The 17,896-nt window shown below is 69.1% G+C and carries 17 protein-coding genes and 2 pseudogenes; 11 read left to right on the forward strand and 8 right to left on the reverse strand.

The genetic code is table 11. The annotated features are described in order from the left end of the window. Nucleotides 1-103 precede the first annotated feature (103 nt). The 4 genes from ACSHXC_RS38795 to ACSHXC_RS38810 all read left to right on the forward strand — a co-directional run bounded on the left by ACSHXC_RS38795 (nt 104) and on the right by ACSHXC_RS38810 (nt 3,358). A complete protein-coding gene (locus tag ACSHXC_RS38795) occupies nt 104-631 on the forward strand; it encodes a hypothetical protein (protein ID WP_438296024.1) in 528 nt (175 codons plus the stop codon). A 217-nt stretch (nt 632-848) separates the two neighbouring features. Then, on the forward strand, nt 849-1,415 hold the full coding sequence (locus ACSHXC_RS38800; RefSeq protein ID WP_438296025.1) for a LemA family protein: 567 nt from the start codon (nt 849-851) through the stop codon (nt 1,413-1,415). After that, nucleotides 1,412-2,923: a DUF2207 family protein gene (locus ACSHXC_RS38805; protein ID WP_438296026.1), complete on the forward strand. Its 1,512-nt coding sequence runs from the start codon at nt 1,412-1,414 to the stop codon at nt 2,921-2,923. Before ACSHXC_RS38800 ends, ACSHXC_RS38805 begins: the two co-directional genes overlap by 4 nt. Nucleotides 2,924-3,163: 240 nt before the next feature. Continuing rightward, the gene (locus ACSHXC_RS38810; protein WP_438296027.1) at nt 3,164-3,358 is read left to right on the forward strand and encodes a superinfection immunity protein; all 195 of its coding nucleotides are present in this window, start codon (nt 3,164-3,166) and stop codon (nt 3,356-3,358) included. A 902-nt stretch (nt 3,359-4,260) separates the two neighbouring features. Here ACSHXC_RS38810 and ACSHXC_RS38815 read toward each other — a convergent pair. Beyond that, nucleotides 4,261-4,608, reverse strand: a complete 348-nt coding sequence (locus ACSHXC_RS38815) for a hypothetical protein (protein WP_438296028.1) — start codon at nt 4,606-4,608, stop codon at nt 4,261-4,263. A gap of 426 nt (nt 4,609-5,034) precedes the next feature. Here ACSHXC_RS38815 and ACSHXC_RS38820 point away from each other — a divergent pair, with 426 nt between their 5' ends. Further along, nucleotides 5,035-5,682 (forward strand): hypothetical protein, encoded by a 648-nt coding sequence (locus tag ACSHXC_RS38820; RefSeq protein ID WP_438296029.1) that lies wholly within the window; start codon nt 5,035-5,037, stop codon nt 5,680-5,682. 307 nt (nt 5,683-5,989) lie between these two features. On the opposite strand, the gene ACSHXC_RS38825 is transcribed toward ACSHXC_RS38820, so the two are convergent. Then, nucleotides 5,990-7,099: an FAD-dependent oxidoreductase gene (locus ACSHXC_RS38825; protein WP_438296030.1), complete on the reverse strand. Its 1,110-nt coding sequence runs from the start codon at nt 7,097-7,099 to the stop codon at nt 5,990-5,992. Between the two features lie 85 nt (nt 7,100-7,184). Between ACSHXC_RS38825 and ACSHXC_RS38830 the strand changes: the two genes are divergently transcribed. Continuing rightward, complete coding sequence (locus ACSHXC_RS38830; RefSeq protein WP_438297073.1) at nt 7,185-7,865, forward strand: TetR/AcrR family transcriptional regulator; 681 nt, start codon at nt 7,185-7,187, stop codon at nt 7,863-7,865. Nucleotides 7,866-7,993: 128 nt separating this feature from the next. Here the strand turns inward: ACSHXC_RS38830 and ACSHXC_RS38835 are convergent, their stop codons facing one another. Then, a complete protein-coding gene (locus ACSHXC_RS38835; protein WP_438296031.1) occupies nt 7,994-8,659 on the reverse strand; it encodes a nitroreductase in 666 nt (221 codons plus the stop codon). Between the two features lie 205 nt (nt 8,660-8,864). Here ACSHXC_RS38835 and ACSHXC_RS38840 point away from each other — a divergent pair, with 205 nt between their 5' ends. Then, nucleotides 8,865-9,320, forward strand: a complete 456-nt coding sequence (locus ACSHXC_RS38840; RefSeq protein WP_438296032.1) for a GNAT family N-acetyltransferase — start codon at nt 8,865-8,867, stop codon at nt 9,318-9,320. An 11-nt stretch (nt 9,321-9,331) separates the two neighbouring features. Here the strand turns inward: ACSHXC_RS38840 and ACSHXC_RS38845 are convergent, their stop codons facing one another. Both ACSHXC_RS38845 and ACSHXC_RS38850 read right to left on the reverse strand, forming a co-directional pair. Then, nucleotides 9,332-9,541, reverse strand: a complete 210-nt coding sequence (locus ACSHXC_RS38845; RefSeq protein WP_438297074.1) for an acyl-CoA carboxylase subunit epsilon — start codon at nt 9,539-9,541, stop codon at nt 9,332-9,334. A gap of 51 nt (nt 9,542-9,592) precedes the next feature. Beyond that, nucleotides 9,593-9,966: pseudogene (locus tag ACSHXC_RS38850) on the reverse strand (carboxyl transferase domain-containing protein); the annotation flags it as partial. A gap of 727 nt (nt 9,967-10,693) precedes the next feature. Between ACSHXC_RS38850 and ACSHXC_RS38855 the strand changes: the two are divergent. Beyond that, nucleotides 10,694-11,206: an RICIN domain-containing protein gene (locus tag ACSHXC_RS38855; RefSeq protein ID WP_438296033.1), complete on the forward strand. Its 513-nt coding sequence runs from the start codon at nt 10,694-10,696 to the stop codon at nt 11,204-11,206. Nucleotides 11,207-11,360: 154 nt separating this feature from the next. On the opposite strand, the gene ACSHXC_RS38860 is transcribed toward ACSHXC_RS38855, so the two are convergent. Continuing rightward, a complete protein-coding gene (locus ACSHXC_RS38860; protein ID WP_438296034.1) occupies nt 11,361-12,194 on the reverse strand; it encodes a hypothetical protein in 834 nt (277 codons plus the stop codon). 575 nt (nt 12,195-12,769) lie between these two features. Further along, nucleotides 12,770-13,696, reverse strand: a complete 927-nt coding sequence (locus ACSHXC_RS38865; protein WP_438296035.1) for a LysR family transcriptional regulator — start codon at nt 13,694-13,696, stop codon at nt 12,770-12,772. A 71-nt stretch (nt 13,697-13,767) separates the two neighbouring features. On the opposite strand from ACSHXC_RS38865, the gene ACSHXC_RS38870 reads away from it, so the two are divergent. Beyond that, on the forward strand, nt 13,768-14,514 hold the full coding sequence (locus ACSHXC_RS38870) for an SDR family oxidoreductase (protein WP_438296036.1): 747 nt from the start codon (nt 13,768-13,770) through the stop codon (nt 14,512-14,514). Nucleotides 14,515-14,576: 62 nt separating this feature from the next. On the opposite strand, the gene ACSHXC_RS38875 is transcribed toward ACSHXC_RS38870, so the two are convergent. Next, nucleotides 14,577-15,857: an MFS transporter gene (locus tag ACSHXC_RS38875; RefSeq protein ID WP_438296037.1), complete on the reverse strand. Its 1,281-nt coding sequence runs from the start codon at nt 15,855-15,857 to the stop codon at nt 14,577-14,579. Between the two features lie 85 nt (nt 15,858-15,942). Here ACSHXC_RS38875 and ACSHXC_RS38880 point away from each other — a divergent pair, with 85 nt between their 5' ends. Further along, the gene (locus ACSHXC_RS38880) at nt 15,943-16,287 is read left to right on the forward strand and encodes an ArsR/SmtB family transcription factor (protein ID WP_438296038.1); all 345 of its coding nucleotides are present in this window, start codon (nt 15,943-15,945) and stop codon (nt 16,285-16,287) included. Nucleotides 16,288-16,574: 287 nt separating this feature from the next. Beyond that, a pseudogene (locus ACSHXC_RS38885) lies at nt 16,575-17,855 on the forward strand (IS701 family transposase). The last annotated feature ends 41 nt before the right edge of the window (nt 17,856-17,896 follow it).

Genomic DNA, 17,896 nt, shown 5'->3' on the forward strand with positions numbered 1-17,896 from the left:
CTCTACGGATCCGCAGTGCGTGACGGCTCAACACACTGGGTTCCATCGAGACCGGGTTCTCACCCGACCAAGATGTCTCGCGCCGCTTGCAAAGGGGAGTGCAATGAGGACAAGCAATTTCTCGGGGAGGGCCGCGGCCTCGGCCGCCGTCGTTCTCGCCGTCGTGTTCGGGTCGGCCGGGGCGGCCCACGCTGTTGGTGGGTCTTCGCCGGCCGCTTCGGCGCACGACGTTTCTTCGGTCCATGGGCGTCTGGCAGCCCCGGGGGCGACGCTGACGAATGCGTCGATCACGTTCTTCACGCTGGACGACAACAAGGACAGCGACACACTGCTGTCCATTCAGGTCCTGGACCGCAACAACAAGGTGGCCGCCTCGGCGACCGGATTCTTCGGGCAGTTCGGCGACGGCACCACCCGCCCGGTCACCTTGAAGGTGCGGTCGGGTTTCACCTGGGACGCATTGCAGGCAGGTCACCTGCGGCTGAACATCCAGCCCCACGGTGACGACACCTGGAAGTTCGGATACGAACTCGACCTGACCTTCTCCGACGGGGATTTCGCGCCGACCATCCAAAGCCGGCTGTCCCTGAGCGAGGACAACAAGACGCGCCTCGACCCGCTGCAATTCTGAGCGGACCCCAGCCGCTGCGTTCGGCGGCTGCCCTGGGTCGAGCCCAGGCGCGCGTGCTCCTCCGCCTCTTCCGAGGGGGAGGAGCACGCCGGCGCCATCTCCTGCCCAGGCGGCTTCAGCGCTTCCCGTGCGGCGCAGTGCTCGCAGGGGCTTAAGATCTCCAAGTTCGGCCGGGGGGTCGATTCATGGATTCTTTCTTTTTTGGGGGGGCGACACCGTGGGTGTCATCGTGGGCGCAGTCATCGCCGTGCTGATCGCCGTACTGGCCTGGTGGCTGGTGCGTACCTACAACAGGCTGGTCCGGTTGCGCAACCAGACGCAGGCGTCCTGGGCGCAGATCGACGTCCAGTTGAAGCGGCGGCACGACCTGATCCCGAACCTGGTAGAAGGTGCACGGGGCTATGCCGCGCACGAGCGGGCCACGCTCGAAGCAGTCGTCACCGCACGCGGGGCGGCCGTCGACAGCGGCCTCGGGGTCATGGACAAGGCGGCCGCGGAGGACGCGCTGACCGCGTCCCTGGGCAGGCTGATCGCGCTGGGCGAGAGCTATCCGCAGCTGAAGGCAGACCGGCACTTCGCCACGCTGCAGGATGAACTGACCACCGCCGAGGACAAGATCGCCTACGCGCGGCAGTTCTACAACAGTGCCGTACAGAGCTATCACAGCGCTCTGGAGAGTTTCCCGGGCAACATCCTGGCCGGTCTGGGCGGCGCGCACGCGCGCAGGGACTACTTCGAGGCAGGCGCGGCTCCGCAGGACGCGGTGCAGGTGAGATTCGCGTGACGTTCGAAGCGGAGATGTACTGGGGCGGCGCCGTCCTGATCGGCGTGTGGCTCGCGATGTTCGGGCTGGCCCTGGCGGCCACCCGCAACGGCATGGTGGAAACCGGGCCCGCCACGCAGGAGTTCGGGCCGGACCCGGAGTCCCCGGCTGTCGTCACGCTACTGGCGAACCGGTGGCGGTCCGTCGACCGTGCCGCCGCGGCCACTCTCCTGGACCTCGCGGCCCGCGGCCTCATCGAGGTGCGCCAGCCCGACGACGACCCGGCACACAGCACCGTGCACGTCACCGGCAAGGACGCCGGACCTCTCATGCCGTACGAGCGGCGCGTCCTCGACCGTGTGGTGGAACGCGCCGGGGACGCGGGCGCCCCGATCGGGGCCATCGCCTTCCGCGCCGAGGAGCGCGCGAAATCCTGGAACAGCGAACTGCGCCAGGAGATCGTCGCGGAGGCGCGGCTGCGCGGTCTGTCCCGCGCCCGGTTCGCACCACCGCTCGCCACCGCGTTGTACGGGACCGCCTTCGCCCCCGGTGTGCTGTTCTCGGTGGCCGTCGTCTCCGGGGGACACGGCATCCGTGGCGCCCTCTTGATCGGTGCCGCACCGGCGGTCGCCCTGATGTGGCTGCTGGCCCGGGTACTCGGTGAGCGGGCGACCCCGCGCGGGCTCGAACGGGCGGGGCACTGGGCGGGAGTCGCCGCCTGGCTGCACGCACACGAGGAGTTCGCCCAGTTGCCGCCCGCGGCTGTCACGGTGTGGGACCGCTACCTCGGCTACGGAACCGCCCTCGGCGTCACCAGCCGGGCCGGACGCCTGCTCGGCTTCGACGCGGGCGACAAGCGCAAGGTCTGGTCCGCCTACGGCGGCACCTGGCGTCCGGTGCGGATCCGATACCCCCGGCTGCGCCCCGGCTTCGGTGCCGCCACCCCCCGACTGCTGCAACTGGCCTGCGCCGCAGGCGTGGTGGCCGTGGGCCTGTGCCTGTTCGCGGTGCTGCGTCAACCGGACTGGGCGGTCACCGGCGGTCTGGACACGACTCACTCCCTGCGGCGCCCCGGGCTGGTCCTGAGTGCCGGCTGGGTGGGCGTCGCACTGCTCGGCGTCGCCATCGCGGGGCGTTTCAGCCGTTGGACGCTGTTTGTCGCGTTCCTTGCGATGATGCCCGGCAACTTCGCCGACTCCCACGACTGGCTCGACCGGGCCATGGGGGAGCAGCTGGTGGCCGAGACGGCCGCGGTCGTCTGCTTCGGCGCGCTGGCCGTGTACTACCTGGCCCTCGCCGTACTGGAGCGCCGTGCTCCGCAGACCGTGACCGGTGAGGTGCTGCGCATGGAGCCGCGCAGGCGCGAGAAGGCGCCGCGCTTCCTCGCGCTGGACACGGGTGACAGGGACCGGACCGTCGCCTGGGCGCTGCCGCCAGGGGTGTCGGCTGTCGCGCCGGGCAGCACGGTGCGCCTCGAAGTGTCACCGGCTACGCGATCGGTGCGCTCGGCGGCCGTGGTCGCCGGCTGATCGGCGAGCACGGCACCGCCGCGCCCACGGTGGTGGCACGACCGGGAGCCCGTGTCCCGGGCCGGTGCGCGGGAATGTGGCCGACATGAGCCCTGGTCGGCCTGACGGCCGCCGTGGCCTGGGTGCGGCCGAGGGCCGGGCCGCCCCCGCCCGTCAGTGACCTCCGCATGGGTACGCTGGGCCGGTGGTTTTGAACGGCAGCCAAGGAGGCAGTTCGCGGTGTTCGGGAACATAGGACCGGTGGAAGTTGTCCTGCTGACTGCGCTGGCCTTCGCGTTCTACCTGCTGCCGACGTACGTCGCGTTCCGCCGAGGCGTGCACAACCGTTGGCTGGTGCTCGCCATCAACATCGTCCTGGGAGCGACCTTCCTTGGGTGGTTGGTGGCTCTGTTCCTGGCAACGCGCCCGGTTCAGCCGCGACGGCTTCCCGCCTGATCCGGGGCCAGCCTGGCCTGACCGCACGCTGCCTGGTCCCGCGGGCGGGTGCTCGGAGTCGGCGGTGGGGGGAGTTCGCACAGCGCGCAGCCCTCGGCCGGGCGTACGGGCAGGGGCGTGTCGAGCCAGTAGGCCTCGGAGAGGGAAGCGAAAGGTACGGGGGCGCGGCCATGGTCGCTGGGAGAGGTCACGCTTGTTCAACGGAGTTGCCGGGTGCCCGGGCACGATGGCGCGGTACGTTCGGGCTGCGGACCGTCGCTTTCCGGCCGTAATCCGCGGCTGGTTCCGGCAACGGGCGTGGCGACCGGGACGTTGGGGGCGCTCCGCCGCCCCGCGAACGCCTCGCGGTGACCGCGGTCGTGGCGCAACGCGCGCCGGGCACAGATGGGCAGGGCAGTGGCGACAGTGCCGACAGGGCCCGGCCCGCCGGTGGCCAATATGGCGATCAGAGAGGTGATCAGCAGACGATGGCAATCACCTGAAGCCGGGCTCGCTTCCGAATGCCACGTTCGGTATCTCGGGAGTTCGGCGTCTGATTGCCTAAGCGGCTGGATCGGCTGCTGCACAGCCGGCTCTTCGGCCGGCTCGTACCGCCTGGGGAAGCGCCTGAAGGCGGCGTTCGGGCGCACACGGGGCCGGACAACGGGGCCTGGACTTCGGGCTGTTCCGCGCGATGGCCCGTCGGCGCTGGTAGCTGCGGTGCCGACGGCAGCGAAGGTGTGTCCACCCTCCCGGGGGCGGATCGCAATCCGCCTTGTCCGGTACCAGCGCCCGAAGACGCTTGGCGCGGGCCTTGTCCTGGCCAGAGTTTCCCGAGGTTGACCGAACTCAACCGTCGCCCGTCCTCATGCGCGCCACGTTGCCTGGGTGCGAGGCGGCCGATACGTCCTCCGAGTGAGGGCTCAAGCCGGGCTTGCGACCGAGTCTCCGACGAGGCGTTCCACTAGAGGGAAACGGATGCCAGAGGAGTCCTTGAAGACGTGGACGCTCGCGGACCCACTGGGGAGACCGGTAATCCGGCGTTCGGTGGACTCGAGGAGGACGTGTCCCCTGCAGTTCTTCTGCCGGAGGATGCTGGCTCGGTAGCCATGGGGAAGTTCGATGGTCTTGATGTCCCGCGTCAGGTTGACGCACGCGTTTCCCGCCCGGGGACTGATGGTCAGGACGCCTTCGCCAGTGGCGTGGGCGGCTGGGGTCACCAGCATGGGCACGAGGATGAGTGGGGCCGTGAACAGCATTTTCTTCTTCATGGCCTGACAACGAAAAAGTTCCGTTGAGGAAACCGACCCTGGCTGGGCCGTCCGGTCGGCGGGCCCTTGGGCTGCTGGATTGTCGCGACGACCCAGTCCGTGCGCGACGGTACGTGAACCACGCCGACATGCGCCGCAGTCGCGAACAGGTCAGCCGCTTCGGCTCGGTTCGTCCGGGCCGCTGAACTGCCCTCGCGCCCCGGCACGGAGCTCTCCAGGGAATACTGCGGTCACGCCGAGGCGTGTGCGGACCCGAAGCAGAGCCCTGTCCCGTCCACGGACCGGCACGGCCACCGGCTCGCAGACTTCGTGACGGTCCAACCCGTCACCATCGAACGGCTGGATCTGAGATCAGTGAGTACCTGAGTACGGAACTGAGTACGACGGCTCAGGTCCCTGCCCGGCCGGGAGACGGATGCTGGGGCCATGACAACACCGCCTTCCGTCTGCCCGCCGCCCCTGCCGCCGACGCCTCCGCTGCCATATGGGCAGCGGCGAACTCGGCCCGCCTGGACCGTCGCCGCCATTGGCGCGCTGGTTCTGGTGCTTCTCGCCGGGGCGGCGGTGTGGTGGCTGACCCGGGACGACGACAGTTCCCCGCTGGCCGGGCGACCGCGCGTGACGGACACCGCGGCCGGCCTCTCGTATGCCGTGCCGGAGGGCTGGAAGAGCAATGACGGCAAGAGCCTGATCCAGGCCTTCACTTCCTCGATCACTACGAAGGGGCCCGACGGCCACGGGGGAGCCGTGGTGCTCGCCGGACGGGGCGGGCCCGTCGACGAGTCCACGCTGCGGCAGCGGACGGAGACAGCGGCGCGTTCCAACGCGGAGTTCTTCTACCCGGACGGCAAGTCGACGGTGGAGGAGTCCCGGGCTACGAAGGTGAGTGGGCGTTCCGCGTACACGGTGGTGCTGAGCACGCGCGACGACAGCGGGAGGGCAGGCCGGATGCGTCTGACCGTCGTCGCGAAGAGCAGCGACCAGTCGGCCTTCCTCCTCGGGGTCACCGAGTCGCCCGAACCGGCCGCCAGCCGTGAGGTCGACGCGGTCCTGGCCAGCGCCGCGGTGGTGTAGCTGCCAAGGTGCCGCCCCGGTGCCGCCTGCCGGGCCTTCTGGCCTGGTTCGATTCGCCTCTCCCGGCGTCTCTGATGATCTGGTCCGCCGCCGTGCGCGTCGAGCACGAGGGAGGGGGCTGGCTGGAAGCGGTCCGTACGGGCCGTGCCCCGGCGCGAGTTGGGCCGGCGCAGGCCCTCCTGCTGGCGGATTGAGGTGTGAGGGAGCACACGATCTCGTACGCGCCCCAACCACCACCGCGCCGGAGTCGCCGGAATCGACTCCGAGGACCACCCCATCCGCCAACTGCGTGTCGTATGTGGTTGCCTCAACCCGGTTGGAAGAATGCCAGCATCTTCTGGGCGGCGTCCGGAGACGTCAGCAATTCCTGCATGTCCGCGGACATCCGGGCGGCGGCACTGGTGCGTTCGAACATCTCGCGTTCGTATTCCTTGACGGCGGCGGGGAAGTCGTCCGGGTGCGCGGCCAGCGCGAGACCGAGCAGGGCGCCGTCGAGCAGCGCCATGTTGGCGCCCTGGCCCACCGGCGGCATCAGGTGCGCGGCGTCGCCGAGCAGCGTGATGTCCGGCGTCGACGGCCAGGTCAGGCCGGCCGGGAGCGTGGTGATCGACCGCGGCACGACCGTGTCGTCGCAGGCCGCGATCAGCGCGGTGAACCGTGAGTCCCAGCCGGGGAGCAGTTCGATCAGCCGTGCCCGGGCGGCGGCCGGGTCGTCGAACGGGATCCCACTGGTGGCGAACCAGTTCTCGGCGGTGTTGTAGAAGCTGAGGCCGATGCGAACGCGGCCGTCGCCGTTGCGCTGCGCTCCCAGGGATATTCCGTTGCCGAGCACCCAGTAGTTGCCGCGCCCGACCATCGCCGCCAGGTCGGGGTGTGTGCGGTCGATATCGGGGATGCCCACCTCGACGACGTTCTGGCCGATATGCGCCGGGCGGGCGTCGGTGAGCAGCGCGCGGACCCGGGACTGCGCGCCGTCCGCACCGACCAGCAGGGCATACGTCGCATTGCTGCCGTCGGCGAAGTGCAGCCGGCCGTTGTCGGCGGATGTGAACGCGTGCCCCCAGCGCACCACGTTTTCGGGGAGGGAATCCAGCAGCAGGTTGCGTAGATCGGCGCGGTCGACCTCGGGTCGATCGAGCGGGGCGCCGTCGGGTGTGTCCTCCTGGAGCAGCAGGGTGCCATCCGGCTGGAGAAGGCGCATGTCCTGTCCCTCACCCCGGGCAATCGCGTGGAATTGGTCGATCAGGCCGGCTTCGCGCAGTGCCCGCTGGCCGGAGTGGATGTCGAGCATGCCGCCCTGACCGCGCGCATCGCGTGACGATTCACGTTCATACACGACGGCGTCGATGCCGTTCACGTGCAGCACCCGGGCAAGGGTCAAGCCGCCCAGACCGGCTCCGACAATGGCGATGGTCATGGTTGCCGTCCTCCGACTCGATACGACTCGATACGCCGCACTGGTCGATACACTGTATCGCTCGATGCGGTGTATTGTCAGCGGCATGTTGGTGTGGGAGAGGCCGGAGCCACCGAATCGACCTGTGCCGGCTCCGTTGAGCCGGGAACGGATCGTGCGGGCGGCAATTCAACTGGCCGATGCGGACGGCCTGGACGCGGTGTCGCTGCGCAAGGTCGCCACCGTGCTGGAAGTCCGTCCGATGCGGCTGTACGGCTACATCGCCAGCAAGGAGGAGTTGCTCGACCTGATGGTCGACGCCGTCCACGCCGAGATCCGGCCGGTCGGAGACGGCTGGCGAGAGGTGCTCCGGTCGCTTGCCGAAACCACTCGGCACGCCGTTCACGAGCACGAATGGCTCGCCGATCTACTGGGTGGCCGACCCCAGCTCGGGCCGCACGCGCTGGCAACCGGAGAGGCAGTGATGGCCGCACTGGGCGACGTCGACGTGGACGCCGTCATGCCGGTGGTCTCCGCCGTCAATGCGTACGTGATCGGCGCCGTGCGTCACGAGACCGCCGAGCGGCGTGCCGAGCGGGCCACCGGGATGGACGAGAAGCGGTGGCAGGCCACACTCGGGCCCTACCTGGTACGCACCTTCGCCACCGGCCGATTCCCCGCGCTGGCCACGGTGGTGCGCGATGCCGCCCACCTGGACGCCGACCAGACCTTCCAGATCGGCCTCGACTTCCTGCTCGACGGCATCGAAGCCCGTATCGCAAGGTGACGCGTCGCGCGGCCAAAGGACCGGACAGGCCGACGGCGTGAGGTAACGGCGCTTCAGCGTGGACGCTCCGCGACATGAACTGACGACCATCATCGGTCAGTGGCCCGCGCTCCGGTTCGCACTTCGATTCACGCTCCGATGAAGGTCACTGTTTCTGCCATGTCCGCCCGCCCGGTGCGCAGCCGAGGCACGCCTTCCTTCTCGAAGCCCACCGCGACACCGCAGAACAGCGCGAGCCTGTCGTCGGCTCCGACTATGTGACTGACGGTCTTGCGATACATGGTCCACATCACTTGAGGGCAGCTGTGCAGCCCTTCCGTCCTCAGTAACAGCATGACCGTCTGCAGGTACATCCCCGCGTCCCCCCACTGCCCGGGCCCCATCGCTTGGTCGAGGTAGCAGAACACGACGACCGGCGCCCCGAACGCCTCCGAGTTCAAGGCGGCGATTTTCCTGGGCCGGTCGGGGTCGTCGCGCTCGATTCCCAGTGCTTGGTAGCGCTGGGCGGCTGCGGCGGAAAACCGGTCCAGATACGGCGAGTTGAGTTCGGCCGGGTACATCGGGTACTCGCGCTCGTCACCCGGGTCTCCCGCCAGGGCCCTCGCCGTCGCGCGGCTCTTCAGTTCGGCCAACGGCTCGCCGGTCACGACGTACACGTGCCACGGCTGGAGGTTCCCACTAGACGGGGTCCGCGTCGCCGCAGCCAGTACTCGTTCGAGCACCTCTTTGGATACCGGCGTATCGCTGAACGCCCGTACGGCCCTGCGGCTGTCGACGGCTTCATACACATCCACGGCCTTCCGCCCTCTCACCTCATGGTGCGCAGCGACGACACGAGGATGAGCATCGCATCAGGCGAGCAGGCCGGGCGCAGCTTTGACGCTGTCCAGGGCCCGGAGTGGATCGCGGGACAAGGCCTGGCAGACTCGTCCAACGTCCGGAACACCGGGCCCAACCCACGTGGCCCCGAGACTCGTGGCCTGAAGGAGGACGAGCAACGTGAAGATCGCGGTGGACGACCTCTCCGGCCCCGAGATCGCCGACTTCCTCGACGAGCACGTCCGGCAGATGCAGTCCATCACGCCGCCGGAGAGCAAGCACGCTCTCGACCTTGATGCCCTCCGCAAGCCGGAGATCACCTTCTGGTCGGTGAAGGACGGCGGCACTCTCGTGGGCTGCGGTGCCATCAAGCGGCTCGACGGGAGTCACGCGGAGCTGAAGTCGATGCGCACCGCGCCGATACGCAAGCGGAGCGGGGTCGCATCCCTGCTGATGGAGCACATCATCGCCGAGGCCACGCGCATGGGTTTCTCCAGGTTGAGCCTGGAGACCGGCACGGCCGACTTCTTCCTGCCGGCCAGGAAGCTGTACGAGAAGTTCGGGTTCACCCGCTGCGAACCGTTCGCCGACTACGAGCCCGACCCGAACAGTACGTTCATGACAAAGAAGCTCTGAGTGGCCGGCGATCAGGACTGCCAGGAATTGGGCGCCTGGTGATCAGGGGTGTGCCAACCTGCCTTGGAAAGCCCGTGCTTGGCAGGCGGGGTGTACGCGACGATACGGGCCAGGAGGACCGCCGTGATCGCGGTGAGTTCCTCGGGAGCGGCCTGGCCTCGTTCGATGCGTACGACCGTATTGCGCACGACCTCATCGCTTATGACGGTGATGGCGTTCATAGCGTGAACTCCCTTGCTGTTGCGGCAGTTTGTCGTGAGCGCCGGACGGCAGTCATCGACCAGGACCCGCTCGGCCGAGTAGTACGGATGCATCAGCTCGGCGTTGTACTCCTTGACCGTGCGCGCCCGCATCGCCTCCGAGTCGTCGGTGTCCGCGATCTGGCGGTGGAAGATGACAATGGCGGCGCCCTCGGCGCCCATGACTGCGATCTCGTCCGTCGGCCAGGCGTAGGTGAGGTCGGCGCCGATGGACCGGGCATCCATCACGATGTACGCGCCCCCGTAGGGCTTGCGCAGGCTCCGCGAGATCCGCGGCACCGTCGCGTTGCAGTACTCCTACAGCCGCTTCGCGCCGTGCCGGACGGTCCCATCCTGCTCCTGCGACACCCTGGCAGAAACCCGGATACGTCCAAATGGGTGACGATGCCGCCGTTTGGCCCTGCCCACGAGAACGAGAGCAGATGTTCACGACGTAGGGAGGCGCCGGAGCACACCGGGGATGCGAACGCTGCGTGAGAGTCGCACGGGCGGCCTCGACGTGCTCAGTGATCGCCCGTGCGCGGGCCCACGGGGCGTGGCAGCGGCTGACGCCAGTCGCCCAGCGCCGTGAGGAGAAACTGGCGGGCGAGAGAATGTATTGCGTCCCACGCCGGATCCGTGGCCAGGGCGCTGCCCAGAGGCCGGTGCGACAGGCGGCATCGATCTCGATGATCGCATCTGGCTCCCGCCACACCGTGTTCGATGGCGTGAAAGGGCGGCAATGGTCGGCGCGACGCCTGCGGAGGTTGAAGCGCGCATGCTGCCGAGCGGGCTCCGGTGCGCATCGACGACTTCCGCGAGGCGTTCCCGGAGCGTGCGGTTGTTGGTTTCGTCCCCGATGGAGGGGTGGGGGGTCTTGATCCGCTGGGTCACCCTGCTCGGTCGGCGACCACGGCGCCGGGTCTGCCCGCCGTGCCGATTCCGGTGTTGGTGGAGTCTCGTCCCGGAACATCCGGGATCGTCCGAAAAGCTTCTCGCCCCATGCCGGAACATCCGGGACTTTGGCATCGCAGACGGCGGCCGGCCCCTACGAGCCGTCAACCGACCTACGGGCCAGCGTGGTTGAGCCCGTACCCACCACACCAGTGGGCATCAGCGAAGGAGCACCACATCATGGTGCGGAAAAACACAAAGCGGATGGCCGCTGTCGCGATCGGCGCTGCCTCCCTCGTCGGGGGCAGTCTCGTAGCGGCCGCTCCGGCCAGCGCCCAGGCCAGGCCCGTCGGCCCCGGTCTTGCGGCGAGCGGGGGCTACTTCATCAACGTCGACAGCGGCAAGTGCTTGGACGCCGTGTGGAGTCACAGCAATGGCACCGTCGTGAACCAGTGGGACTGCTATGGGGGTGCGACCCAGCAGTGGAGCTGGAACGGCCAGGAGATAGTGAACGCTGACAGCGGCAAGTGCTTGGACGCCGTGTGGAGTCACAGCAACGGCACCGCGGTGACCCAGTGGGACTGCTACGGCGGCGCAACCCAGCAGTGGACGCTGCGGCTGGTGGGCAGCGGATACGAGGTCGTGAACGTGGACAGCGGCAAGTGCCTTGACGCCGTGTGGAGTCACAGCAATGGCACCGTCGTGAACCAGTGGGACTGCTACGGCGGCGCAACCCAGCTCTGGCACGGGTGAAAGCCGCCGCGTACGACATCGCCACCGCCAAGCTGGACTCACTCAAGACCACCTTCGACAACTGGCGGGAAGCAACCCTCAGCGCCGACTTCCCCCTGGAGCAGACCGCGAGCTGACGGCGCGCCCCTCGGGCTACGTGGTGCGGCGGAGGCGCTCAGCGCGTGGATCCCGAGCCGATCGGCCGGCGGACCTCGTTGCGTACCCTGACGGTCAGCTCGGCCGCCTGGTCGACATCGACGTCGGAGGGCTTCTGCCCGGCTGACGCGGGGCTGACGACACCCACGCTTCCCACCGTGTTTCTGTCGCCCCAGGCGCACATCGGGAACGTGACGCTGAAAGCACCCTGCGACTTGGTCAGTACCTGGCAGGAGATCCGGACGTCCGAGCCCGCGGGCGTGGCGTCCCTGGGCGGCATCGCGACGGTGACGCCGTCCGCGTTCCGGCCGCCCCGGAGCATGCTGTCGCGCTGTTTCTCGGGGGCCTTTACCCTGCCGTAGATGCCGGAAAGGACCAGCGACGTACCGTCGCCTTTGGCGCCCGAGTACTGGCCCGCGGCTGCCTGAGGGTCGCGGACGTCTGCCTGGGAGGCGTTCTTGAGGCCGTCCTGGCTTTTCTCGGACAAGTCCTGTGCCAGTGTGTACTGGCCGTTCAGGAGTGTGGGCGGCACGGTGAGCCGGTACTTCGCCTCGGGGAAGCCGCCGGCCGCCCCGGCGAGCTTGCTCACGGCGAACCCGAGACCGCCGAGCAGCACCAGTACGACGGCGATGATGCCGATCACCAGACCGGTGCGGTTCCTTTGCGGGGCGGGCGGCCCCATCGGGGGCATTCCCCAGCCCTGCTGCTGCGGGAACGGCTGCTGGGCAAAGCCCTGTTGGGGGTACGGATGCTGCGGCCAGGGCTGCTGTACTCCGTAGGGGCCGGGTGCCGGCTGCCCGGGCGGCGGGGCGCTGTACGGGCCCGGGGGCTGGGGCGGAGGTGGCATGTTCATGCTGCTGACGCTACTTCACCTCGGCCGTTGCACAGTGGGCGGCTCGGATCGGGGAGCCCGCAAATGGCTGGGTGCCAAGCTGCTTGCCCGTCACCGAGCCGGGTACGGCGACCGCAGGACTGCCGTCGCGCGGCGCTTGGTTGTGCAGATGCTATAGAGCCAGGAGGTGCGTAAGCGCAAGACGATCGCGAGCGCTGCAGGGGCCGCCCTCACCGCCACGCCCTGGTAGGCGCGCTTCTCCGAGCTCCGCCTCAGCCATGACGGCCCGACGTACACGTCCAGAGGCCGGTGTACAGCCAGGCGGTGAGGGCGAGGAAGGGCGAGTCGCCGGTCGCCTCCGACGGCTGGCCTGGATTCCGCTGTTACGGCAACGTGTCAGGGCGGCTGGCAGAGTTGCGACTTCCACCGGCAGATGGCCAAGGGGCACTACTTCCTTCGGCAGGTCACCAAGTGGAAGGGGCGCCAGAGCACGCGAACCAGCAGCGAAAAGGTGATGGTGACGTCCTGACCGCGCTCGTGATGCCGTACGGAACCGGCCGCAGAAGTGGCCGGTTCCGTACCGTCGCGCCCGGGGTTCACCGACATTCGCCGCACACGCCCCCGGGACCGCCCTGCTTCCGTACCACCTCGGCTGCCGCATCGGCGAAGGCGCGGACGCGGCCGGTCTCCGTCGCCGTACGCCAGACCAGGCCGTACTCCAGCGGTGGGGCGTCGGCGAAGGGGACGTAGGCGATGTTGGGGCGGGCGTAGTACCGGGCCTCGTGGGCGGCGGCCGGATGCACCCCTCGCCCTGCCCCGACCAGGGCAAGGAGCTCCTGCCGGGTCGCGGCCTCCTCGCCGCGCTCGACGGGGAGACCGCCGGGGGTGGTGCGGGGCAGCAGAGCGTCGAGCCAGTAGTCCGGTACGGGCCCCGAGAGGCTGAGCACCTTGTCCCTCGCGAGGTCGTCGAGGCTCACCGAGGGGCGGCGCGCGAAGGGGTGCCGGGTGGAGACGGTGAGGACGCGGCGGTCGGAGATGAGGACGGGCCCGGTGGACAGGTCGGGCTCGACGACGGGGAACTGGGCGAGCAGCAGGTCGAGTTCGCCCTCGCGCAGCAGCCGGAAGGGGTCGGAGAGCGGGGCCTCGTGCAGGACGACGTCCCCGGCTTCCGGGTGGTTCGCGCGGTACGCGGAGGCGGCGAAGAGCACCAGTTCGCCGGAGAGGGGACTGGTGAATCCGACCCGCAGCGGCTCGGCCAGACCGCGCCCGGTGGCGACGGCACGGGCGACGCCGTCCTTGATCAGCTGGTACCCGGGGCGTACGTCGTCGAGGAGCCGCTGTCCGATCGGCGTCAACTCCACACGCCTGCTGGTCCGTTCGAAGAGCGAGGCACCGATCCGTCGCTCCAACTGCTTGACGGTCTGGCTGACCCGGGCCTGGGAGACATGCAGCCGCTCGGCGGTGCGGCCGAAGTGCAGCTCATCGGCGAGAGTCAGGAAGATCTCCAGGTCACGGCGTTCCATAACACTGAAGTTATCAATCGCTGCGAACTCCGTCGTTGTTCGCCCCCGCAGAACCCCCGAAGCTGAACGACATGACCACCACGAACACCACACCCACCACCGTCCACCCCCTCGCCGTCATCACCGGAGCCAGCTCGGGCATCGGCGCCGCCACCGCCCGTACCCTTTCCGCACTCGGCCACCCCCTGCTCCTGCTGGCCCGCAGGGTCGAGCGGATCGAGGCGCTCGGCCTCCCCGACACCCTCTCCCGCTCCGTCGATGTGACCGACGCCAAGGGGATGGCCGCCGCCGTGGCGGAGGCCGAGGCGCTGTACGGCCCCGCCGACCTGATCGTCAACAACGCGGGCGTGATGCTGCTCGGCGAGGTCGCCCGGCAGCCTGCCGACGAGTGGGAGCGGATGTTCGACGTCAATGTGCGCGGGCTGCTGAACGGGATACGAGCGGTCCTGCCCGGGATGATCGAGCGCGGGCGCGGCACGGTGATCAACGTCAGCTCGGTCGCGGGCCGCAGGACCTACGCAAACCACACGGTGTACAGCGGCAGCAAGTTCGCCGTGCACGGCATCTCCGAGAGCCTGCGGGAGGAGGTCGCCGGTCACGGGGTCCGAGTCGTCACCATCGCTCCGGGAGCCGTCGAGACCGAACTGCTCTCGCACACCACCGACGAGGTGGTGAAGGCCGACTACCAGGCCTTCAAGGACTCCTTCGAGGTGCTCGCCCCCGAAGACGTGGCGACGGCGATCGGCTACGTGTACCAGCAACCCCAGCGTGTCACCGTCCGCGAACTGGTGCTGGCGGCCACGGCCCAGGCTGCGTGAGGTCCAGGTCCGCGCGCCGCTCCGCCATCAGCTGGCCCTTGAGCCGGAGGCTGCGCGCGATGTCAGTCGCCGGACGGCGTTGAGGCACCGGCCGATGCGCGGCGGCGGGCCAGGGTGAGGACGAGCAGCAGGACCAGGCACAGCACGGCGACGGCGCAGGCGAAGTACTGCACGGCGGCGAGCAGTCCGGTCACGGTGGCGAGGAGGCCGACGGCGATGACGGGCAGGCCGACGCCGAGGTAGATGATCACGTAGAAGCTGGACAGTACATCGGCGCGGTGGTCGGCCGGGGTGGCTCGGTTGACCGCTGTGAGACCGCCGAGGAATGCCAGGCCCTGGCCGGTGCCGGCGATGACGGTCGCCGCGAGCAGCAGGGGCAGGGAGGAGAGCCCGCCGGCGAGGGCCAGCGTGGCCAGTCCGGTGGCCAGCAAGGGGAGACCGGTGAGTTCCAGGGTTCGGGCGGGCCTTGCGTAGCCGATGAGTTGGGCGAGTGCGGAGCTGAGCAGCATCAGTGCCACAGCTGCCCCGCCGAGCAGCAGGTTCCTGCTGCCCGACAGTGTGGCGACGTAGGTGGGCACAAGGGCGAGGAACAGCCCGATCACGGCGAACGCGAGATGGCAGGCCGCCCCGCTGGTTGCGAATACCGCTCGCATGGCCGGGGGGATCTCGGGGCGGCGAGGGTGCCACCGCGTCGTCGAGCGTCGTGTGGGGAGGGCGAAGACCGCTGCCGCCGCCGGGACCAGCAGCACGATCTCCACGGCGAAGGGCAGGGTGTGTGGTGCTGGGGCGTATTGGGCGAGCGCGCCGGCCAGAACGGGTCCAAGTCCGAGGCCTGCCACGGAGGTTACGGTGGAGACCAGTGCCGCTTTGCGATGGTTGCCGGTGGGTTCGAGTTCCGTGAGGGCCGCTGTCAACGGCCCCGAGGCAGCGCCGAGTGCGGCTCCCTGCAGGATGCGGGCGATGAACAGCCACCCTGTGCTCGTGGCGAGGGCGAAGAGCAGTGATCCCAGTGCGGCCACGACGACGGCCGGCAGCAGCACGCGGCGATAGCCGAGTGCGTCCGCGGCGGAGCCCGCGACCAGCAGTGAGGGGATCAGCGCGGCCACGTATGCGGCGAAGATCAACGTGATGACCAGGGGTGAGAAGCCGAACCGGGCTGCATAGCCCCGGTATAAGGGCGTCGGCAGGTTCGTTCCGGTCAACAGGATGAGCAGCGCGTAAGCCGTAGCCCAAAACCGCCACTGCCTTCCCGGCGTGGGCTGTCCGTCCAGGTCCGTGCCGTGCGGGTGGGACCGGCTCGCGGGGCGGTTGCGGCGGGCGGTGGTGAGGCGATCGAACGGCATCCATTCCTCCACGGCAGCATGTTCGGGTTTTGCGAACATAGCAGATGTTCGCGGATGTCGAACATGAATGGCTATGCTGTGGGTCATGGCCAGCCGCACCGCAACCAGACTCGTGCACCCCGACCGCATGGAAATGCGCTTCACGACAGTGCTGGCCGCCCTCGGCGACCCTGTCCGGCTGGCCATCGTCGCCCGCCTCGCCGACGTCGGGCCCGACGGTGAACTGGCATGCACGACCTTCGCGTTGCCGGTCAGCAAGTCCACCCAGAGCGGCCACTTCAAAGTCCTCCGCGAAGCGGGACTCATCCACCAGCGGAACGAGGGAACCCGGCGCTTGAACCGGCTGCGTCGGGACGACCTCGACGCCCGCTTCCCTGGCCTGCTCGACATCGCCGTCCCGCAGGGCCGCGAGGTCATCGCCAATTGGTGAGCGCAGCCGTCTCCTGCTCTGCCATGGGCGGTGCCGTCCCGTGGGGTTGAGCAGCCGTCGCCGGCGGCAGGCTTGTGGCATGCGGTGCTGCCTACGGGGCAGGCCATGCTCTGCGTGAGCGGGCCCGGCTGGACCGCCGAGCGGTACCGCAGGCAGTTCGTCACCAGAGAGCCCGATGATCACTCACCGATTCACCGTGGACCACAAGCGGCACGTGTGCCCGGCGGGCAGATAGTAGGACTCCGTTAGGTCTTTCCGTACGCGCTGCTCGGGAGCATGTTGGTTGTGTGGACATGCAGCAAGTTAGGTCGCTGCGGGCCGAGTTGGCGGCGTTCGTGGCGGACGTGTTCGCGTCGGTGGCGCGGAAGGACCAGCGGGCCAAGGACGACTGCTATCTGCGGGGTCTGATGTTGGACGGGCGCCGCAAGTCGATCCAGGCGATGGCTTCCCGGCTGTCGGACGGCAACGAGCAGAACCTGCAGCAGTTCGTGAACCAGTCCCCGTGGGACCCGGTCCCGGTACGACGGCGGATCGCCGAGCGCATGCTGCCCCTGATCTCCCCGGCGGCCTGGGTCATCGATGACGTGTCGTTCCCCAAGGACAGGGGGCATGTCGGTCGGCGTCGCGCCGCAGTACTGCGGCGCGCTCGGCAAGGAAGCCAACTGCCAGGTGGCGGTGAGCGTGCACGCTGTGACCGACACCGCCTCCTGTCCGCTGGGCTGGCGGTTGTTCCTGCCCGAGCAGTGGGCCACCGACACCGAACGCCGGCGCAAGACGAGAGTGCCTCAGGAGGCGGGGCACCGGGAGAAATGGCTGCTGGCACTTGACATGCTGGACGAGCTGGACAACTGGGACCTCATGCCCCCCGTGGTGGTCGCCGATGCCAACTACGGCCAGAACGCCAAGTTCAGGGCCGCGCTCCAGGAGCGACGTCTGGCTTACGTGGTGGCGGTGCGGGCGAACATCACCGCGCACTCCCAGGACGCGGTGCCCGTCGCACCGCGACGGCGGGGCTCCACCGGATGCTGGCCGCAGCCCTGCTACCGGCAGGCCCCACTCGCGTGGCAGCCCTCGCGACCGGGCTCGGACGCGAGGCGTTCACCGAGGTCACCTGGCGCCCCGGCTCCCGCGGCCGGCTCCGCTCCCGCTTCGCCGCCGTGCGCGTACGGCCCGCCGGGCGGGCGGTCCAACGCCCGCTGCGGACCCGGGCCTCGGCCGAACTCGGGTGGTGGGACGGAGTGCTGCCCGATCTGTGGCTGCTGGCCGAGTGGCCGGCGCAGGAGGAGGCACCGACCGGATACTGGCTCTCCAACCTCCCACCTGACACGCCCGTTGCCGAGCTCGTCCGGCTGGCGAAGATCCGCTGGCGGATCGAGCACGACTACCGAGAGCTCAAGCACGGCCTGGGCCTGGACCACTTCGAAGGCCGGTCCTGGCCCGGCTGGCACCACCACGTCACCCTCGTCACCGCCGCCCACGCCTTCCTCACCGAACAGCGACTGAACCCAAAAGCCCCCGGGCCGGACTCACCCTCTACCAGGTCCTCGACACCCTCCAGGACGTGCTGAGGTGCTGGACCGGCACCTGCACCACCTGCAACCGCCCGCTG

It is taken from the genome of Streptomyces sp. HUAS TT7 (genome assembly GCF_051550175.1).
Taxonomy (GTDB): Bacteria; Actinomycetota; Actinomycetes; order Streptomycetales; family Streptomycetaceae; genus Streptomyces.

Bases quoted from the DNA above. Each gene is read 5' to 3' on its own strand.
- ACSHXC_RS38825 (WP_438296030.1), bottom strand. From the start codon at position 7,099: ATGACCATCGCCATTGTCGGAGCCGGTCTGGGCGGCTTGACCCTTGCC.
- ACSHXC_RS38820 (WP_438296029.1), top strand. From the start codon at position 5,035: ATGACAACACCGCCTTCCGTCTGCCCGCCGCCCCTGCCGCCGACGCCT.
- ACSHXC_RS38845 (WP_438297074.1), bottom strand. From the start codon at position 9,541: ATGAACGCCATCACCGTCATAAGCGATGAGGTCGTGCGCAATACGGTC.
- ACSHXC_RS38815 (WP_438296028.1), bottom strand. From the start codon at position 4,608: ATGAAGAAGAAAATGCTGTTCACGGCCCCACTCATCCTCGTGCCCATG.
- ACSHXC_RS38865 (WP_438296035.1), bottom strand. From the start codon at position 13,696: ATGGAACGCCGTGACCTGGAGATCTTCCTGACTCTCGCCGATGAGCTG.
- ACSHXC_RS38795 (WP_438296024.1), top strand. From the start codon at position 104: ATGAGGACAAGCAATTTCTCGGGGAGGGCCGCGGCCTCGGCCGCCGTC.
- ACSHXC_RS38860 (WP_438296034.1), bottom strand. From the start codon at position 12,194: ATGAACATGCCACCTCCGCCCCAGCCCCCGGGCCCGTACAGCGCCCCG.
- ACSHXC_RS38870 (WP_438296036.1), top strand. From the start codon at position 13,768: ATGACCACCACGAACACCACACCCACCACCGTCCACCCCCTCGCCGTC.
- ACSHXC_RS38830 (WP_438297073.1), top strand. From the start codon at position 7,185: ATGTTGGTGTGGGAGAGGCCGGAGCCACCGAATCGACCTGTGCCGGCT.
- ACSHXC_RS38880 (WP_438296038.1), top strand. From the start codon at position 15,943: ATGGCCAGCCGCACCGCAACCAGACTCGTGCACCCCGACCGCATGGAA.
- ACSHXC_RS38855 (WP_438296033.1), top strand. From the start codon at position 10,694: ATGGTGCGGAAAAACACAAAGCGGATGGCCGCTGTCGCGATCGGCGCT.
- ACSHXC_RS38875 (WP_438296037.1), bottom strand. From the start codon at position 15,857: ATGCCGTTCGATCGCCTCACCACCGCCCGCCGCAACCGCCCCGCGAGC.